The following is a 17,240-nucleotide window of genomic DNA, read 5'->3' on the forward strand; positions in this document are numbered from 1 at the left end:
GAACCTCGCCATGTCTGAGAAGCGGAGTCCGCAACAGCGGTCCCAGCGGCCCGGCTGATGTCGCGGCTGCGGGTTTTGCCACAATGGTGGCCACGCTTTCCCAGCTCCCGAAGGAAATTTCCCGTACCGATGGCCGAGCCCAGTATCGACCCGACCGATCTAGCCACATGTTTGCGCGTTCTCGACCAGGCAGGACAGCTGGACCCCGGCCATCCGGATTCGACCACCGTGCAGCGCGCTGTCGGCCGGATGTTCAAGGAACTCAAACGACAGCGCCGCATCTCCGCCCGGCAGGCGGTCCTCGACGCCGACCGCGCGGTAGTGGCCGCTACGGCCACCGGTTCACCCAACCGGATCGACGACGAGACCGCGGGAATCCCGATCAGTTCCACCTCCGCCGGTGGATCCGCCGGGACACTGCTGCGGCCACGCGGCTGCTATATCTGCAAAGAGAAGTACACCCGGGTCGATGCCTTCTACCACCAGCTGTGCCCGGACTGTGCGGCCACCAGCCATCAGCGGCGCGACGCGCGCACCGATCTGTCCGGCCGACGCGCGCTGCTCACCGGCGGGCGCGCCAAGATCGGCATGTACATCGCGCTACGGCTACTGCGTGATGGTGCGCATACGACCATCACCACCCGGTTCCCCAACGATGCGATCCGAAGGTTCGCCGCCCAGCCCGACAGCGCCGACTGGTTGCACCGGCTCCGCATCGTCGGGATCGACCTGCGTGATCCCGCCCAGGTCGTGGCGCTGGCCGATGACGTCGCGGCGCAGGGTCCGCTGGACATCCTCATCAACAATGCCGCGCAGACCGTACGCCGCTCCCCCGGCGCCTACAGTGCCCTGGCCGGCGCCGAGGACGGCCCGCTCCCAGCCGGGCAGTTGCCGGAGAAGGTGACCTTCGGCCAGACGACCCGCGCTCATCCCACCGCACTCACCGCCTCGCTCACACCGACCCTTTCCGGTGCGGAGGTGGCCGAACTGGCGCTGGTGGCGGGGTCGGCGACCCCCGAACGGATCGCGCGCGGAGTCGCGATCGATGCCGGCGGCCTGGTCCCCGACCTCGCCCACACCAACAGCTGGGTACACACCGTGGGCGAGGTCGACCCGACCGAACTGCTGGAAGTCCAACTGTGCAATTCGGTCGCGCCGTTCATCCTGGTCTCCCGGCTGCGTCCCACGCTGGCCGCGGCAGCCGCGCGCCGGAAGTACGTGGTGAACGTTTCGGCGATGGAAGGGCAGTTCTCCCGCGGCTACAAGGGACCGGGACACCCGCACACCAATATGGCCAAGGCGGCGCTGAACATGCTCACCCGCACCAGCGCGAACGAGATGTACGGCAGTGACAACATTCTCATGACCGCCGTGGACACCGGCTGGATCACCGACGAGCGCCCGCACTACACCAAGGTCCGGCTCGCCGACGAGGGATTCCACGCACCGCTGGACCTGGTCGACGGTGCGGCGCGGGTCTACGACCCGATCGTTCGCGGTGAAGCGGGCGAAGACCTCTACGGCTGCTTCCTGAAGGACTATCGGCCGTCCCCGTGGTGAATTCGGTGCCGTAGTTCATCCGAGGACATACCCTGGAAGGGTGTGGTATCGGCTGGCCGCGGATCTGATCGCCATCCTGCATCTGCTGTTCATCGGCTATGTGGTGGCGGGTGGCTTCCTGGCTTGGCGCTTCCCGCGCACCGTCTGGGCGCACGCGGCAGCAGTCGCCTGGGGATTCGGTACGATCCTGGTCGGCTACGACTGCCCGCTCACCTATGCGGAGAACTGGGCTCGGCAGCGCGCCGGAGTGGCGGGCCTGCCGCCGGAAGGTTTTATCGACCACTACCTGACCGGGGTGATCTATCCCGAGAACATGCTCACCGGAGTACAGGTGCTGGTGGCTGCCTGTGTACTGGTGTCATGGGCGGGTCTGTGGTGGCGTGCCCGGCATCCGCAGGGCCCGACCGCGCGGATCGCCGGTTGACCCCAGCGTCCCGGCCGGTGACGGTGCGATGACGTCGGCGCGCGGCTGGTCCGTGATTACGAAGACGGGGGAGGCGTCGGCGAGCCGGCCCCCGATCGACTGGCCCGACCCAGGACAGTACCTGGCCGCCACCCTCCCGGTTCAGGGGCCGGCCGCCGGCTCGGTACCGGCATTCGTCGCCGCAGCTGACCGGAATCGGGAGGCCGGCGGAATCGCGTCGATCCGGCATCGGCTGGGCCCCGAGCTGATCGCGGCGAAGTCGGCAACGACCCGGAACGCACCATTTGCCATGATCTTCATATGCCCGACATCGACAGTGACCCGATCTGCCGACGCTGTAGTCGGCCCGTTCGGGTGGGCCGGGACAACTATGATGTGTTCGAAGGGATGCATTACGTGTGCTTCCACTACGAATTCGAGCACGATCTGTCCAACTCGGATGTCGACCCAGACGAGGACTGTGGTGTTCCGGGCTGTCCATCGGCTGCGGCAGCTGCATTCGACTGATCGGATGGTCTCTGCAGTGCGTGCGGCATCGACAGCGAGCCGATCGGCCAACCTGGAAACAGCCACCGTTGGTGCTGCGGACAGTGGGCGGAGAAGGCGATCCCCGAGCACCATTGAACAGCGGCGACAACAGGCCGTCAGGCTGCGAACGCTCAGAGACCGGTCGCGAGCCGCACCACGACCTTGTCCTGGGCGATCTCCTGAACCGTCAAGTCGAGGCCCTCGGCCGACCCGGTCTCACCGACCGGCACAGTGACCGGCCGGCCCGCCACCGTCAAGGTGACGGTATTGCCCTCCACCGCGGTGAGTTCGGTATCCACCCCCAGTACGCTGATCTTCGCCTGCACCCCGCGATCGAAGGTTACGGTGCAGCCGCTGACCTCGCACTCACTGCGCGCCCCCGGTCCTGTTGCCGTGCAGGCGGAAACGCCGAGCGATGCGGCGGAAACGAGCAGGAGGGCGGCGAGCAGCCGTCGAACAGCCATGCGGACAGTGTAGGGAGTGCACCGAGTCGGAACCGGCCCGATACCACAGGAATTGATCCGATATCGAATGGCGTGGCTCGAATCAGCGGAAAAGCCGCTCGATTACGCGATAGGCACAGACCTACCGAGTGAGCCGAGTGACGTCCGCTGCCCCAGCCCTCGTACCGATCGAACATCGGCAGATGATCTCGGCGAGGCGCGCCGCAGGCCACGCCTCGCCGAAATCGCCGCATGATCATCGAACCGAATCCGCGAGCTAGCGCCCACCGAGGCCGAAGCCCGAATCATCTATTTCGATATCGGGGTCGAGGATGCCGCACACCTTCCAACCGCCATCCTCTTCCACCAGGTCGTAGGTCGTCGTCGAGGTGGTTTCGCGACCCATGATCTCCATCGTTGTCTCGATGGTGAACGTCCCCTCGCTGCTACCCGAAGCGACGTCGACACTCTTCAGGGTGGTCTTCGCCTCCGGAAGGTCGGTATCCGGCACGCCGGTCGGCTTGGTCGGGTTCTGCTGCTCGTATTTCGACAACTCGTCCATATCCGCCGAGCAGACCAGATCCTCGGGTTCGTAATCCTGATCGACCCATGCCTGAGCGGCGTCGCGCGGATCGTCGTACGCACCCCCCACGATCGAGCCGCCGCCACCACTCAACAGGAAGAACCCACCTACACCCACAGCGATCAAGACAACGGCGACGCCGCCGATGATGAGCGCGACCTTTCCCCCGTTACCGCCGGAACGAGGAGGAGCACCATAACCACCGGCGGCGCCGTACCTCGGCGGTCCGGGCGGGTACGGCTGACCGTACTGCCCCGGGTACGGCGGCTGTCCCGGCCCGGGCTGTCCCGGGTACGGTTGACCGGGTTGATGCTGGTACGGACTGGGCTGTTGCGGGTGACCCATACTGAAGTCCTGTATTCCTTGCTCTCCTGCGCGTCACCGAGTGGCGCCGCGTCCGAACTCTAATTCCCCCACGACGAGGTGGTGTTAACACCCGGTCCGGATTTCGCTGCCCACATCCGAATCTTTTTCGATCTCTTCAGATTCGGTCAGTACCCGACGTAGCCGGCCCCCTGGGACATATTGACGATGCCGGGCACATCGCTCAGCGAACCGTATCGGTCGATCGCGTAGGCGGCACCTGCGCAGATATTGTCGACCGGATTCCAGATATCGCCGTGCCCGGGCAGGGCGTGCGCGTCGAAGGTCGGGTCGATCGTCTGCATGAGCCCCTTCGACGGAGTCCCCGCTTCCGCGTTGCTGTCCCATAGGTTGATGGCGTTGGGATTACCGCTGGATTCCTTCTCGATCATGGTCGCGATGATCGCGGCGTCGGAGTCCTTGACGTCGTACCCGTTCTCGCGCAGCACCTCGATTGCCTGATCGATCCACTCTGCCAGATCACCGGTGGGCATCTTCGTGGGTCGGCCGGAGGTGCCGGTGACCTCCTCGCCTGGACTGTCGTCGTCACTATCGGAGGAAGCGGAAGACGAGGGAGAATTACTGCCGCCCAGCAACGAACTGGCAGGAACGCCACCGCTCTTGCTACCGGACGAGTCCTGCGGCACTTGCAAGGACTTGTTCTCCAGCTCGTTGTGCGTGGACTGCAGCTTGCCGATCGTGGCGCCGACCGTGATATCAATCGCCACGACAGCGTCCAACTGCTGGCGGGTGGTGGGATTGTCCGGAACGCTGTCGACGATATCGATGACCGCATCCCGCAAGTCCTCGAATGTCCCGGACGCACCGTTGGCGTCGTCGGCGGCCAGCGCGGCCAGCGCGGCGATCTGGTTGTCGAGTGTGTTCCAATCCTCCTTGTAGGCCGCGATCTGCTGATCCTTCAGCTGGAACTTCTCCGCCAGATCGCCGTCGCCGGGCAGCTCCCCCGCGTTTTTCGCGAGTTGTTCGGCTGTGAGTGTGTTCGCGCCGCGATCGCCGAGACTGTTCTGTAGTTCTTTGAGAACCTTTTCGGCGTAGTCCACATACGGGTTCAGAAGGGGAGCGTTCAGGGGGCGCCGGAGCGTCCAGTCCTTCCCGACGGCCATCGCCCACCTTCTTTCACCCAATACACCACGATGTATCCAATAGAGTTCCATTCGATGCCGCAGCCGAGTCCTCCCGCTGGTGAGAACGCCCTTCGGCGCACATCGCCACGACCGATGAGAAACCTCTCCGGCACGCCGCCGTATCCCGCGCGACTCTCGTCGTGTCCACCGCCGCCCCGCTTCCACCGACTAGGTTCGACACCGAAACCGAACCGTCAGGAGGAACCCTGTGCCGGACCCGATCGCTTCCGCCCCGGACCACCTGGTCGCTCAGCTCTCTGTCCAGCAGCGAGCCCAGCTGGGCAGTGGCCACGACTTCTGGTCGACCGAGCCGATCGGCGATATCCCGTCCATCACCCTCTCCGACGGCCCGCACGGCCTCCGGTACCAGGATCCGGAACGGGGTGGCGACGCGCTGGGTATCGGCCCGAGTATTCCGGCCACTTGTTTCCCGCCCGCGGTGGGCCTGGGGCAGAGCTGGGATCCCGAACTCGCCTTCCAGGTGGGGGCGGCGATCGGGCGGGAGGCGCGCGCGGCGGGTGTGCACATCGTGCTGGGGCCGGGGATCAACATCAAGCGGGATCCACGCTGTGGCCGGAATTTCGAGTACTACTCCGAAGATCCCCGACTCACGGCCGCACTCGCGACCGGCTGGGTGCGCGGACTCCAGGAGCAGGGGGTGGGAGCGTCGCTGAAACATTTCGCGGCGAACAACACCGAACACGAACGGATGACCTCGAGTTCCGATATCGATCCGCGGCCGCTGCGGGAGATCTATCTGCACGCGTTCGAGCACGTGGTCCGGGAGGCCGCACCCTGGACCGTGATGTGCTCGTACAACAAGATCAACGGCGTGTACGCGGCCCAGAACCACTGGCTGCTCACCGAGGTCCTGCGCGCGGAATGGGGTTTCGACGGGGTGGTGGTGAGCGACTGGGGCGCTGTCGACGACCGAGTCGCCGCGGTGGCCGCCGGACTGGATCTGACAATGCCCGGCGCCGACGAGGCGGGTGACCTACGCGTCGCGGCCGCCGTCGCCGACGGATCGCTCGACCCCCAGGCCCTGGAATCCTCCGCGCGGCGGCTCGCCGCGCTCGCCGTTCGCGCCACCGAGGGTGCCGATCGGGAAACGACCTGGGATGCCGCGAAGCATCACGCCCTCGCCCGCGCGGTGGCAGCCCGGTGCGCGGTCCTGCTCAAGAACGACGACGAGATCCTGCCGTTGACTGCCGGCGGGCATATCGCGGTGATCGGCGAATTCGCGACCGAACCCCGCTATCAGGGCGGCGGTTCCTCGCATGTCGCCGCGACCCGGGTCGATATCGCACTCGACGAGATCCGCGCACGCGCCGGATCCACCACGGTCACCCACGCTTGAGGTTTCGATACCCGGTCCGATTCCGCCGCCACGAAATTGCGGGACGACGCCGTCGAAGCGGCCGCGCGAGCCGATATCGCGGTCCTGTTCCTGGGGCTGGCGGCCGCGCAGGAATCGGAGGGTTTCGACCGCGACCATATCGAGCTGCCCGCCGATCAGGTGGAACTGATGCAGGCTGTACGCGCGGTCCAGTCCCGGGTGGTTGTCGTCCTGGCGCACGGTGGGGTGCTCCGGCTGGCGCCGATCGTCGAGGCCGCGGGCGCGATCCTGGACGCCGCACTGCTGGGTCAGGCGGCCGGCGGCGCGATCGCTGATCTGCTGTTCGGCGTCACAGCCCCATCGGGCCGGTTGACCGAGACGGTACCGGTCCGACTCGCCGATGTACCCGCCTACGAGAATTTCCCGGGCGAACAGGGACATGTCCGGTACGGAGAGGGCATCTTCGTCGGGTACCGGTGGTACGACCGGCGCGAGCTCGAGGTGAGCTTCCCGTTCGGGCACGGGCTCACCTATACGACCTTCGACTATGCCGACCCGAGCGCGATCGCCGATACCGAGGGTGTAACGGTCACCGTGCGAGTGACCAACAGCGGCGGGCGCACCGGTCGTGAGGTCGTCCAGGTCTATACGGGTCTGGAGACTTCGTCGGTCCTGCGCCCACCCCGGGAGCTCGGCGGGTTCACGACTGTGGAACTGGAACCCGGTGTCGCGCAGGAGGTAACCGTCCGGATACCCCGGCACGAATTCGCCCGCTGGAACGAGCCCGCCGGCCGCTGGGTCGTCGAAGGCGGCGAGTACACCGTCCATATCGGCGGGTCCAGTCGTGACCTGCCGGTACACACGACCGTGCGAATCGCCGGCGACGCGGTACAGGTGCCCCTCACCCGGGAATCACCGTTCTCCGACGTCATGGCGAATCCGGTCGCGGGGGCCGAACTCGGCGCGAAACTACAGCCGCTGATCGGCGAACAGGGTAGTTCGGCCGGAGCCGACCTGGGAGTCGATATGGCGCGGATGATCGGCTCGATCCCGATCGGCCGGATCGCGCTGAATCTGGGCGGTCTGATGACCGCCGAGGAGCTCGACGATCTGCTGCGCCGTGCGAACGACTGAGGCGCGGAGGCCACGGGCTGTCCATGGACGGTTTCACCACCTCGTAGCGGACCGCGAGGGGATCACCCCGCTGCCCAGCCGTGATCACGATCGACGGCCGGGCTTCTCGCCCTTCGGCAGCAGTGCCTCCAGCCACCCACTGCGCGTCCCTCGGATCTCCACCTACCACCCGGCGATCATCACAGGCCATGATCTACTTCTGCTGATGGTGCCGATCACTGCTGTGCGGCTATGACCAGCCACATGAACGTGGGCTGCGACCGGCACGACGACCCCTTCGACTGCCCGGACGCGGTGATCGGCTTCAGCGCCAGGAGTCACGAACGAACAGCCCCCTCGAACAACCTCTGAGACACGCCCTGGCCGGTCGCTGCTTCGGAGACCGCCCCGGACGGGCGGTCCCGCCCGGCGAGTGCCCACCTACTTCCGCGGTAGTCCGAGTACCAGGGTCGCGATGGTGTTGAGCTGGATCTCCAGGGTTCCACCACCGATGATCCACGTCGGGATATCGAGTTCGTGGTGCACCGGTTCGGAGACGGCTTCGCCCAGCGCGCCGGCCGACCCGATGAGGTTGAGGGCCTCGGCCGCAGCGTCGGTGTGCAGCATGGAGGCCGCCGCCTTGGCGATGCTGGTGGCCGGGCCCACCGGCTGACCGTCCAGGCGCCGGATCGTCTCGCGCAGATTCATCGCCGAAATGGCCGCGCCGCGGGCACTGATGCGGCCGAGGGCCCGGACCGCGTCGTCCCGGCCGCCCGCGTACTCTTCGCGCTCGATGATCTCCTTGATCCGTTTGTTGTGTCCGGGATCCCGGACACCGCCGATGAACAGCCGCTCCTGCGCCAGTGTTTCCAAGGTCAGCGTCCAGCCCTGACCCGGTTCGCCCAGGATCATCGAGTCGGGAACGAAGGCGTTGTCGAAGAAGACCTCGTTGAACTCGGCGTCGCCGCTGGCCTGGGTGATCGGCCGGACCGTCACACCGCTACCGTGCATATCGACCAGGAACATGGTGAGTCCCTGGTGCCGTCCGGCATCGGGATCGGTACGGCCCAGCAGTAGCCCCCAATCGGAGCGATGCGCGAGGGTGGTCCAGATCTTCTGCCCGTTCAGCTCCCAGCCACCGTCGACCCGGACGGCCCGCAAGCTCAGCGAGGCGACATCGGACCCGGCTTCCGGTTCGCTGAACAGCTGGCACCAGATCTCTTCACCGCGCAGCGCGGGGGCCGCCAGCCTGGCGAGTTGTGCGGGCGTACCGCGGTGCAGCACGATCGGCACCACCCACTGCCCGATTCCCATGGAGGGCTGGGCGATTCCGTGGCGGTCGTACTCGTCCCGCAGGATCAACTGTTCGAGCGGTCCGGCCTCGATACCGTAGGGCTTCGCCATCGGCGGCGATACCAGACCGCTGTCCGCCAGCAGAGTCCGGCGTGGGCCGGGATTGACCGAATCGGTATCGCCGATCTTCGAGGGCCCCTGGTTGTCCAGGTCGGCGGCCCGGTCGAGGATCTCCGAAACCCACTCCCGGAAGGACGAATCCTCTTCCGGCAGCGGTACGGCGAAGTCGCGCGGGCCGTGCAGGGCCGCCGCGCCGAGCCGCAGTTCCCACGACTGCACCGGTCCGGTGAGCGCGGCCAGCGAGATGGCCCGCCGCCAGTAGAGGTGGAGATCGTGTTCCCAGGTGAACCCGATGGCGCCGTGCAGGCCCAGACATTCCACTGCCGCGTGTACCGCTCTCCCGAGCGACGTCAGAGCCGCACCCGCGACCGCGTGGGTGCGCTGCCGCGCGTCGTCGTCCAGACCGCGGATCGCGTCCCAGGCCGCCGCCGCGGCGAGTTCGCCGGTGATCAGCAGTTGCGCGGTACGGTGCTGCACCGCTTGGAAAGCGCCGATGGGCCGGCCGAACTGGGTGCGCGATTTGACATAGCCGGTCGCGGTTTCCGAACACCAGCGGATCACCCCGGCGGCCTCGACCGCCGAAAGCGCCACGGCCACCGCAGCGGACCGTTCGGTATCGAGCGCCACCGGTACCCCACCGGATACCGACGTGAACCGCACCACGCCGATATCACGGCCGAGGTCGGCTCCGTCCTTCACCTCGACCTCGATGCCGGCGGCAGCGCGATCGACGACGAACCACCGGGTGTCCGCGCCGTCCGCCGCGGCCACCACGAACAGTTCGGCCGAGGCCGCGCCGAGCACGAGACCGGTCTCGCCGGTGAGCCGCGGGTCGTCGCCGGCGGGCCCGTCCACTGTGATCGCATGTTCCGGCGGGATCACCGCACCGGTCGTTCCCGCGGCGAATTTCCGCAGCAGGGCGTCGACGGACTCGGTGCCCGCCGCCCCCGCGAGGACCGTACTCGCCACCACGGTGGGCAGTAGCGGACCCGGAAGCAACGCCCGCCCGGATTCGGCGATCACCACCGCCAGTTCGTCCAGTGTTCCCCCCTGGCCCCCGACATCCTCGGGTAGGTGCACGCCCGCGAGACCGAGGGCCACGAGTTCGGGCCAGAATTCCGGCCGCACACCCTCTTTCAGGCGCTCGGCGTTCTTGCGGGTGTACTCCCGGCCGGCCCGACGGCCGGCGAATCCGGTCACGGTTTCGGCCAGTGCCACCTGGTCGGCGGTCAGCGCAACAGGCACGGTTCTCATTCCGGTCGAAGGGGTTCGGTCTGGTTCCCGAGGCAGTACAGGAACCATAGATTAGAACACGTTTCACCCACGCCCGGGGGATTCGACCGCTCCGGTACCACGCTCATCCCGCCCGACCGCTCGAGCGAGGCGACGCGCTCAGATGACCGTCCCCACATCCTGCGCGACCAGGTTGACCAGCGCACGCTCGACCACTGCCGCGATAGTCATCGACGGATTACAGGCCGCCGCGTTGCCCGGGAGCAGCACCGTCGAGCACTCGGCGGCAGCCCGTGGCGCTTTCCGCGTGGCGGGTTCAGACCCCCCGCTCCGCCTCGAGTTCGACCTTCATCCGCTCCAGGGTCCGCCGAATATTGCTCTTCTGGAATTCGGCGAAGCCCCGCTTGCCGGTGGCGATCCGGTCGAACCACAGCGCGGGCGTATCCGGCCACCCGGCGCGATCGTCGAACCATGTCTCGGTGATACGTGTACCCGCGGGCACCTCTTCGAAGCGGTACTCCCACGTAGCGACGGCCACCGGCAGCAACGGTTTCCACACACCCCAGCGGCGGACCTCGAAAACAAAACGATTCGGCCGCTCGGCCACCACCACCGTGCACCCGGTGTGCCAGCGCATGGGACCGCGCCGATTGGCGCCCACGAACTCCATGCCGGGATACGCGGGCCGGCCCGGTTCCGGGACGACGGCCCCGGTGTTCTCCGGACTCCACCGGCCCATCTGCGTCAGATCGGTGACCGCGTCGTAGGCGGCCTCCGGGTCGATGTCCACCACAATATCGTCGGACACCTGGGTGGTCCGGGAAATTCTCACCACGGTTGTGCTCCTTGTCGGGCCGCTTGTCGTCGATCCTAGGCATGACCGGTCCCGCGGCCCGGCGGACATCACAGCCCCGCGGCCCGGCACGACTCGGGGCCCTCACCACCCGGGGCCGATCTGTCAGGAACCGGTACCCACACGGCCGTTGCCGGAAGTCGTTCCGAGCGACGCCCCACCCCGCCCCGGCCCGAATCCGTACTTCATCAGCGGCACAATCGCCGTCCGGATGAACGCGCGCGCGGCGGCCTCATCACCGAAATCCACCCCGGCGGCCGGTGTCAGCAGCAGCGAATGCGCCATCCGGGCGATCATTTCCGCCACCGGCCGCGCCTCATAACGTTGCAGCACCCCTTGCTCCTGACCGGTTTCCAGGACTGCCGTGATGCACTCGATTCCCTGCGACACCATCTCCTCGCCGCGCACCGTATAGAAACCGAGCGCTTCCTCCGGTGCCACCGCGAGCAATTGAGTGACCAGCGGATGGGACCGGGTCAGCCGCAGGATGTAGAGCACTGTCTCCTCGATCTGCGCATCGACACCCGAGGTGGTGGTGGCGATCGTGGTGGCCTCGCCGAGCACCCGGCCGATCTCGCGTAGAAGAGCCGCTTCGATCAGATCGTCTTTGCCCGAGAACCGGCGATAGATCGTCACCCGGGTCACCCCGGCCCGGCGGGCGATATCGTCGAGGCTGCTGCGCCGGATACCGACTTGCAGGATCCGCCCCAGGGTGGCGTCGAGGATCCGTTCGTCGACTTCGTCGTAGCTGCGGACCATACGGTGAAATTATAGAGAGGGCCCGGTCGGGCCCCCGGCGGTGTCGGCTCGCTCCAGCAGTACGGCCACCGCGAGTTCGGCACTCTGCGCGGCGCTCTCCATCGTGGCCGACCAGTCCGTGCGGGTTCAATCGCCGGCGAGTACCGGGTAACGACGGGAATCGTCCAGCCACTTCTCCCGGACCTCGTGAACCCCATGATTGACACAATGTAACGCAGTCAATACATTTGTTTCATGGGTTTCGAGAACACGGGTACCGCGATTCCCACCCGTCACCCCGCCGCTCCGGTCAGAGTTCCCGGGCTGCGGCCCTTCGCTCTACTGATGGGAATCGGCGCTCCCGATGCCGACCAGTGGGACGCCATGGGCACCTCCCTGCTGACCGGGGACGAACCGATGGATTCGCTGGTCGACTGGATGATCACGACCGGGATGAATACCACCCGGCCGCTGTTCGAACAGGCCCTGCAGTCCGGGATCGACTCGGTACCCGACGCTCCCGCTCCGCTTCTCGAGTTCTTCACCGCCGTGGAGACGCCGCCGGCGTGGCTGGACGAGCAGACTCTGCGTCGCGGCGAAAAGGTACTGCGCCGGGGCGGATTCGACGGGCTGTACCTGGCCCGTGATGTGTCCTTCCTCGGCGGCTACCTCGCCTCCGGATTCAACAAGACACTGCTGCGCACCGGAGCTCTCGAGAAAGGGCCCGCCCAGCGGTTCGCCGAAACCATGCAGTGGGCGCTGGATGTTCAGAACGGGATGGACAAACTCGGTCCCGGCTATCGATCCACCCTGCATGTGCGGTTCGTCCATTCGCTGGTGCGACGCCACGTGAGCGCCATGCCGGATTGGGACGGCGACGCCTGGGGGCTGCCCATCAATCAGACGGATATGGCGGCGACACTGGTCGGCGCACTCATCGCCCCGTTCGTCGGCGGTATGGCGATAGGAATCCTCCCCTCCGGCGCCGACCGGGAGGCCGCCGCTCATCTCGCGCGTTATGTGGGCTGGCTGATGGGCGTGACCGACGAATGGCTGCCCACCGGATTCCGGGACAGTGTGCGCATCCTGTACCACTGCATGACCGCCATCACCAACCCGGACGAGACCACCCGCCGGCTCGCACTGCCGATGGCCGACGATCCGCTCACCTGGAACTATCCCAACCTGCCATGGCTGCGCGGCAGAATCGCCCGCGCGCAGCATCTTTCGATCGCCACCATGTATCTGGGCCCTGGCGCGATGCGCGAACTCGGACTCTGGCCGTACATGCCGCCGTGGTACCCGCTGCTCCGGATGCCGGTCAATGTGGTCCGGAGCGTCGCCACCCGGATCAGCCCGGCCGCTCGGGAACGCGCCGAAGAGCGCGGAATGCGCGAGCAGCAAGCCTTCAAACGAATGCTGGTCGGGTCCGGGCCCGCGACAGTCGGTCTTTCCGCGCAAAATATCCCGGCCACGGCCTGATCCGCGCAATCCGGGCGTACCCCGCCAGGGCGAACCGAACGCCGACGGCGAACGCGGGGTCATCGTCAACACCGCCTCCATCGCGGCCTTCGAGGGCCAGATCGGGCAGGTCGCCTACACCGCCGCGAAAGCCGGTATCGCCGGTATGGCACTGACCATGGCCCGCGACCTCGGTTCCGTCGGCGTCCGGGTGCTGGCCATCGCGCCGTCGCTGTTCGACACCGGCATCCTCGCCGGGGTGCCCGAGGAAATGGTCGCCCCGCTGGTCGCGGGCAATGCCTTCCCCAAACGGATGGGCCGGCCGGAAGGATACGCGAAACTCGCCGCCGCCATCGTCGAGAACCGCATGCTCAACGGCCAATGCCTGCGCCTGGACGCGGGAATGCGCTTCGCGCCCAAATGAATCGGAGCGACTTCGGGGCGCGGTCCGACCCATGGCCGGCGACGCCCCGTGGCCGTCCGGGGGCCGGGGTCGGGGCGTTCGGTGGGAGCGCATCATAATGGGATCCGACGTCTCACGATGCTGCGGCACCGGTCCGCATCGCGCGTCACGGAGGTGGTCATGACCCTGGAAAGCGTTCGCCCCACCGAATCGGTGGCCGATCGGCTCACCCTCGAACGCGTCGGGAAGTATCGCTTCCGCGGCCGCGCCCACGACGGGCCCACGCACCGTAGCTATGGCGGGGAGGTCGCCGGTCAGGCGGTTCTGGCGGCCGGACTCACCGCGCCCGAGGATCGGCCCATCCATTCCGCCCAGACCTATTTCCTGCTGCCGGGTGACACCACCGTTCCCACCGAATTCGCGGTGGAGCCGGTACGTGACGGCGGCTCGTTCTCGACCCGGCGGGTCGAGGCGATCCAGAGCGGCCGAGTGATCTTCACGATGCTCGCCTCCTTCCACAGCCCCGAGGACGGCCTCGCCCATCAGGTCGCCGAACTCGATACCCCCGGCCCCGACGAGGTACCCGATCTCGCGGAGGTCTTCGCCGAACAACCGGAAGCGCTACGGTGGACCACCACCTTCCTCGACGCCCTGGGAGTCGACGCCCGGTTCCCCGATCCGCCGGCCCGCGCGTATGCCATGCGCGGGGCTGCCGCCGCCCCGCGGCAGCGGGTGTGGTTGCGTACGCGGCAACCGGTACCCGACGCGGGCCTCGAGCAGGCCGCATGCCTGATGTATCTGAGCGACCTGCTGCTGCTCTCCGCTACCACCGGTCCACACGGAGAAGCTCTGCAGGACCGGGAGCTACAGGTAGCGACCGTCAACCATTCGATCTGGTTCCACGCCCCGATCCGGGTCGACGAATGGTTCCTGCACGACCAGTACGGGCGCTGGGCGGGTGGCGCCCGCGGGCTTGCGCACGGTGAGATACTGGACTGCTCGGGCCGGCTCTGCGCGACCACGATGCAGGAGGGGCTGATCAGGCCCCGAACGCCTCACTGAAGCCCGCAAACCGCTAGGCGATCTCGCCGGCCGCCGGTGCCGCCCCGGCCACCGGCGCATTCCGCGGGCTCCGCGGTCCGAGTGCGAGTTCCACTCCGGTCGCCCCTTCAGCGGCAGCCCACAACCGGCGACCGGATTCGGGGTTCCCGGCCCCGCCGGGAACGGCCAGTGGCACCGGTGAATAGCCGGGCGGGCGAGGGTCATCACCACATCGTTGTAGGCGATCCGGACAGCTCCGCTGCCGCTTTCGTCGCGCGAGGCTCGCCCTTGCGCCCGACGCCCCCCAGGATCAGCCTTTCTTCGCGGGTATCCGGCGACCGCGCCGGGCCGGACGGCCACCACTCGTCGACCGGCACCACGCCCGGTTCGACCAACTCGAGTTCACCGAAGTATGAGACGATCTCGGCCCGCCTCCGGAACCAGCCGGTCCCCAGGCCGTTTTCCAGGAAGCGCCGTTCCACTTCCCGGGCCAGCGCGTGCTCGGCCGAATCGTCACCCGGATCCCAGTAGTGCGTGATCGCCACGAACGATCCCGGGCTCAGAGCCCGCACACATCGCGCGACGATCTCCGCCGGATTCGCCGCGTTCTCGATGTGATGCAGCACCGAACCGAGAATCACCGCGACCGGACGCCCACGGTCCAGATACCGCCACACCGCCGAATCCTCCGCCAGAATCCCGGGATCGGTCAGGTCACCCTGGAGGTACAGGGTGTCCTCGTTCGTCTCCAGCAGTACCCGGCCGTGCGCGACACACATCGGATCGTTGTCCAGATACATCACCCGCGCCCACGGGTTCACCAGCTGGGCGATCTCGTGGGTGTTGCCCGTGGCAGGCAGCCCGGCCCCCGCGTCGAGGAACTGATCCACCCCGACGATTCCCGCCAGATACCGGACCACCCGGCGCGACCAGGCCCGGTTGCGCCGCGAGACCTCCGACATCCCGGGCGCGACCTCCAGGACCGCCTCGAGCGCTCGGCGGTCCACTTCGAAGTTGTCTTTCCCACCCAGGCTGGCGTCGTGCACACGGGCGATACTGGCCCGGGAGGTATCGACTCCGGCTGGTGAACGGCCTACGGCCGATGGACGGAACGGCGTGTCTGGCATCGGTTTCTCTCTATCCGGTTGTGGTGCGGCACGGCACGGCATCGACAGGTGAGGCTCGACACATATGACGACCACAGTGCGGCGAATTCATCGCTCCGGGAACAGATTCGTCGACAAAGATCTCGAAACGATAAGTTTCGCTCGCGGCGAGCGAGAAAATTCGCTCGAGTCCGGGTGCGGCGACGGCCATCATGAACCGGCGTACAAACGACCGGGGAGGAGCGCCCCGTGACCGGTCCGCATCACGCATTCGGCCACTGCGGCGTACCGCGCGATATCGCCCCCGCCGTGATGGGAACAGAATTCCGCGACACCGGCCTCCTCCCTGGTGGGCCGCGCAGCAGCATCCGGGGCCGGGCGGCCGGTGCCCCCGACAGCCGTCGCGTCGGTGCCCGGGGACGTACGCTGTTCCCGATCGTTCCACGCGAAGAGAGGAATACCGATGAAAACCAGGCTCAACTGCCCGTGCGGCGAACATCTCACCGGGGCGAACGAGGACGAACTGGTCGACATCGTGCGCAAACATCTCACCGAGAACCATCCGGGGCACGATTACAGCCGCGACGAGATCCTTTTCATCGCCTATTGACCCGCCGCACCGGCCCGGCACGGGCCGGTGACTCCGGGCCGTTCATAGCCCGGCCGCGCACCGAGCGCATCGTGGTATATGGATCGGGGCGGCATCGCTCGCCGGGAAGGATCCACATGGACGACCACACACTCGCCGCGACACTGGCCGGCGAAGCCGGCGAACTGCTGCTCGGCATCCGGGACCTCGGCGGCGCGGTCGGTGACCGGAGATCCGACAATTTCCTGCTCGAACGACTCGCGCGGGAACGCCCGGCGGACGCGGTGCTCTCGGAGGAATCACCCGACGACGGCGACCGCGTCCGGCGATCGCGGGTATGGATCGTCGACCCGCTCGACGGAACCCGGGAATACGGGGAACCGGCACGCGAGGACTGGGCGGTTCATGTCGCACTCGCGGTGGACGGTATACCCGTCGCGGGGGCGGTCGCGCTCCCCGCCCAGAGTCTGGTGCTGCACACCGGACAGCCCCCGACCCTCCCCGCGCCGCCACTGCCCGGCACCGTGCGGGTGGCGCTGTCGCGCAGCCGACCCTCGTTCGAGGTCCGGCGCCTGGTGGCCCGCCTCGGGGCGACCGAGGTCCCCATGGGTTCGGCGGGCGCCAAGGCCATGGCGGTGGTCCGGGGAATCGCCGATATCTACGCCCATTCGGGTGGACAGTACGAATGGGATTCCTGCGCACCGGTCGCGGTCGCGGCCGCCGCCGGATTGCACGTCTCCCGACTCGACGGCAGTCCGCTGGTCTACAACCGGCCCGATCCTTATCTCCCCGACCTGCTCATCTGTCGGCCGGAACTGGCCGAGATCGCGCTGAAGGCACTGTCGGAGTAGTGCCCACGGACGCTGCGCCCGGCCGGCCCTCTACAAGCGTGACACCGGGCCGTGCGC

The 17,240-nt window shown here is 67.3% G+C and carries 13 protein-coding genes and 3 pseudogenes; 9 read left to right on the forward strand and 7 right to left on the reverse strand.

Features of this window, described 5'->3' with window-relative positions; genetic code table 11:
* The first annotated feature begins 129 nt into the window (after positions 1 to 129).
* Positions 130 to 1,560 (forward strand): SDR family NAD(P)-dependent oxidoreductase, encoded by a 1,431-nt coding sequence (locus OG405_RS11510; protein ID WP_327151619.1) that lies wholly within the window; start codon positions 130 to 132, stop codon positions 1,558 to 1,560.
* 40 nt (positions 1,561 to 1,600) lie between these two features.
* Positions 1,601 to 1,984 (forward strand): DUF2784 domain-containing protein, encoded by a 384-nt coding sequence (locus OG405_RS11515; RefSeq protein WP_327151620.1) that lies wholly within the window; start codon positions 1,601 to 1,603, stop codon positions 1,982 to 1,984.
* A 659-nt stretch (positions 1,985 to 2,643) separates the two neighbouring features.
* On the opposite strand, the gene OG405_RS11520 is transcribed toward OG405_RS11515, so the two are convergent.
* The 3 genes from OG405_RS11520 to OG405_RS11530 form a co-directional block, all read right to left on the reverse strand.
* Positions 2,644 to 2,976 carry a hypothetical protein gene (locus OG405_RS11520; RefSeq protein ID WP_327151621.1) on the reverse strand — a complete coding sequence of 111 codons (333 nt, stop codon included), beginning with the start codon at positions 2,974 to 2,976 and terminating at the stop codon, positions 2,644 to 2,646.
* Positions 2,977 to 3,232: 256 nt separating this feature from the next.
* Positions 3,233 to 3,655, reverse strand: coding sequence for a hypothetical protein (locus OG405_RS11525; RefSeq protein ID WP_327151622.1), 423 nt, complete (start codon positions 3,653 to 3,655; stop codon positions 3,233 to 3,235).
* Positions 3,656 to 4,029: 374 nt separating this feature from the next.
* Positions 4,030 to 5,025, reverse strand: a complete 996-nt coding sequence (locus OG405_RS11530; RefSeq protein WP_327151623.1) for a transglycosylase SLT domain-containing protein — start codon at positions 5,023 to 5,025, stop codon at positions 4,030 to 4,032.
* Positions 5,026 to 5,254: 229 nt separating this feature from the next.
* On the opposite strand from OG405_RS11530, the pseudogene OG405_RS11535 reads away from it, so the two are divergent.
* Both OG405_RS11535 and OG405_RS29180 read left to right on the forward strand, forming a co-directional pair.
* A pseudogene (locus tag OG405_RS11535) lies at positions 5,255 to 7,516 on the forward strand (glycoside hydrolase family 3 C-terminal domain-containing protein).
* A 228-nt stretch (positions 7,517 to 7,744) separates the two neighbouring features.
* Positions 7,745 to 7,867: pseudogene (locus OG405_RS29180) on the forward strand (DUF6980 family protein); the annotation flags it as partial.
* A gap of 69 nt (positions 7,868 to 7,936) precedes the next feature.
* Here the strand turns inward: OG405_RS29180 and OG405_RS11540 are convergent.
* The 3 genes from OG405_RS11540 to OG405_RS11550 form a co-directional block, all read right to left on the reverse strand.
* Positions 7,937 to 10,162, reverse strand: coding sequence for an acyl-CoA dehydrogenase (locus OG405_RS11540; RefSeq protein WP_442790694.1), 2,226 nt, complete (start codon positions 10,160 to 10,162; stop codon positions 7,937 to 7,939).
* A 295-nt stretch (positions 10,163 to 10,457) separates the two neighbouring features.
* Positions 10,458 to 10,976 carry an SRPBCC family protein gene (locus OG405_RS11545; RefSeq protein WP_327151625.1) on the reverse strand — a complete coding sequence of 173 codons (519 nt, stop codon included), beginning with the start codon at positions 10,974 to 10,976 and terminating at the stop codon, positions 10,458 to 10,460.
* Positions 10,977 to 11,099: 123 nt separating this feature from the next.
* Positions 11,100 to 11,753: a TetR/AcrR family transcriptional regulator gene (locus OG405_RS11550; protein WP_327151626.1), complete on the reverse strand. Its 654-nt coding sequence runs from the start codon at positions 11,751 to 11,753 to the stop codon at positions 11,100 to 11,102.
* 234 nt (positions 11,754 to 11,987) lie between these two features.
* On the opposite strand from OG405_RS11550, the gene OG405_RS11555 reads away from it, so the two are divergent.
* The 3 genes and pseudogenes from OG405_RS11555 (at position 11,988) to OG405_RS11565 (ending at position 14,658) form a co-directional block, all read left to right on the forward strand.
* Positions 11,988 to 13,214, forward strand: a complete 1,227-nt coding sequence (locus OG405_RS11555; RefSeq protein WP_327151627.1) for an oxygenase MpaB family protein — start codon at positions 11,988 to 11,990, stop codon at positions 13,212 to 13,214.
* Positions 13,215 to 13,257: 43 nt separating this feature from the next.
* A pseudogene (locus OG405_RS11560) lies at positions 13,258 to 13,617 on the forward strand (SDR family oxidoreductase); the annotation flags it as partial.
* Between the two features lie 159 nt (positions 13,618 to 13,776).
* A complete protein-coding gene (locus OG405_RS11565; protein WP_327151628.1) occupies positions 13,777 to 14,658 on the forward strand; it encodes an acyl-CoA thioesterase in 882 nt (293 codons plus the stop codon).
* Between the two features lie 203 nt (positions 14,659 to 14,861).
* Here the strand turns inward: OG405_RS11565 and OG405_RS11570 are convergent, their stop codons facing one another.
* Entirely contained in the window at positions 14,862 to 15,683 is an 822-nt protein-coding gene (locus OG405_RS11570; protein WP_327151629.1) for an SAM-dependent methyltransferase, read from the reverse strand.
* A gap of 523 nt (positions 15,684 to 16,206) precedes the next feature.
* Here OG405_RS11570 and OG405_RS11575 point away from each other — a divergent pair.
* Together OG405_RS11575 and OG405_RS11580 are read left to right on the forward strand one after the other, a co-directional pair.
* Positions 16,207 to 16,353 (forward strand): hypothetical protein, encoded by a 147-nt coding sequence (locus OG405_RS11575; RefSeq protein ID WP_063916227.1) that lies wholly within the window; start codon positions 16,207 to 16,209, stop codon positions 16,351 to 16,353.
* 116 nt (positions 16,354 to 16,469) lie between these two features.
* A complete protein-coding gene (locus tag OG405_RS11580; RefSeq protein WP_327151630.1) occupies positions 16,470 to 17,183 on the forward strand; it encodes a 3'(2'),5'-bisphosphate nucleotidase CysQ in 714 nt (237 codons plus the stop codon).
* Positions 17,184 to 17,240: the final 57 nt, after the last annotated feature.

The organism is Nocardia sp. NBC_01329 (assembly GCF_035956715.1).
Classification (GTDB): domain Bacteria; phylum Actinomycetota; class Actinomycetes; order Mycobacteriales; family Mycobacteriaceae; genus Nocardia.

Bases quoted from the DNA above. Each gene is read 5' to 3' on its own strand.
- OG405_RS11510 (WP_327151619.1), top strand. From the start codon at position 130: ATGGCCGAGCCCAGTATCGACCCGACCGATCTAGCCACATGTTTGCGC.
- OG405_RS11520 (WP_327151621.1), bottom strand. From the start codon at position 2,976: ATGGCTGTTCGACGGCTGCTCGCCGCCCTCCTGCTCGTTTCCGCCGCA.
- OG405_RS11530 (WP_327151623.1), bottom strand. From the start codon at position 5,025: ATGGCCGTCGGGAAGGACTGGACGCTCCGGCGCCCCCTGAACGCTCCC.
- OG405_RS11540 (WP_442790694.1), bottom strand. From the start codon at position 10,162: ATGAGAACCGTGCCTGTTGCGCTGACCGCCGACCAGGTGGCACTGGCC.
- OG405_RS11550 (WP_327151626.1), bottom strand. From the start codon at position 11,753: ATGGTCCGCAGCTACGACGAAGTCGACGAACGGATCCTCGACGCCACC.
- OG405_RS11555 (WP_327151627.1), top strand. From the start codon at position 11,988: ATGGGTTTCGAGAACACGGGTACCGCGATTCCCACCCGTCACCCCGCC.
- OG405_RS11565 (WP_327151628.1), top strand. From the start codon at position 13,777: ATGACCCTGGAAAGCGTTCGCCCCACCGAATCGGTGGCCGATCGGCTC.
- OG405_RS11575 (WP_063916227.1), top strand. From the start codon at position 16,207: ATGAAAACCAGGCTCAACTGCCCGTGCGGCGAACATCTCACCGGGGCG.
- OG405_RS11580 (WP_327151630.1), top strand. From the start codon at position 16,470: ATGGACGACCACACACTCGCCGCGACACTGGCCGGCGAAGCCGGCGAA.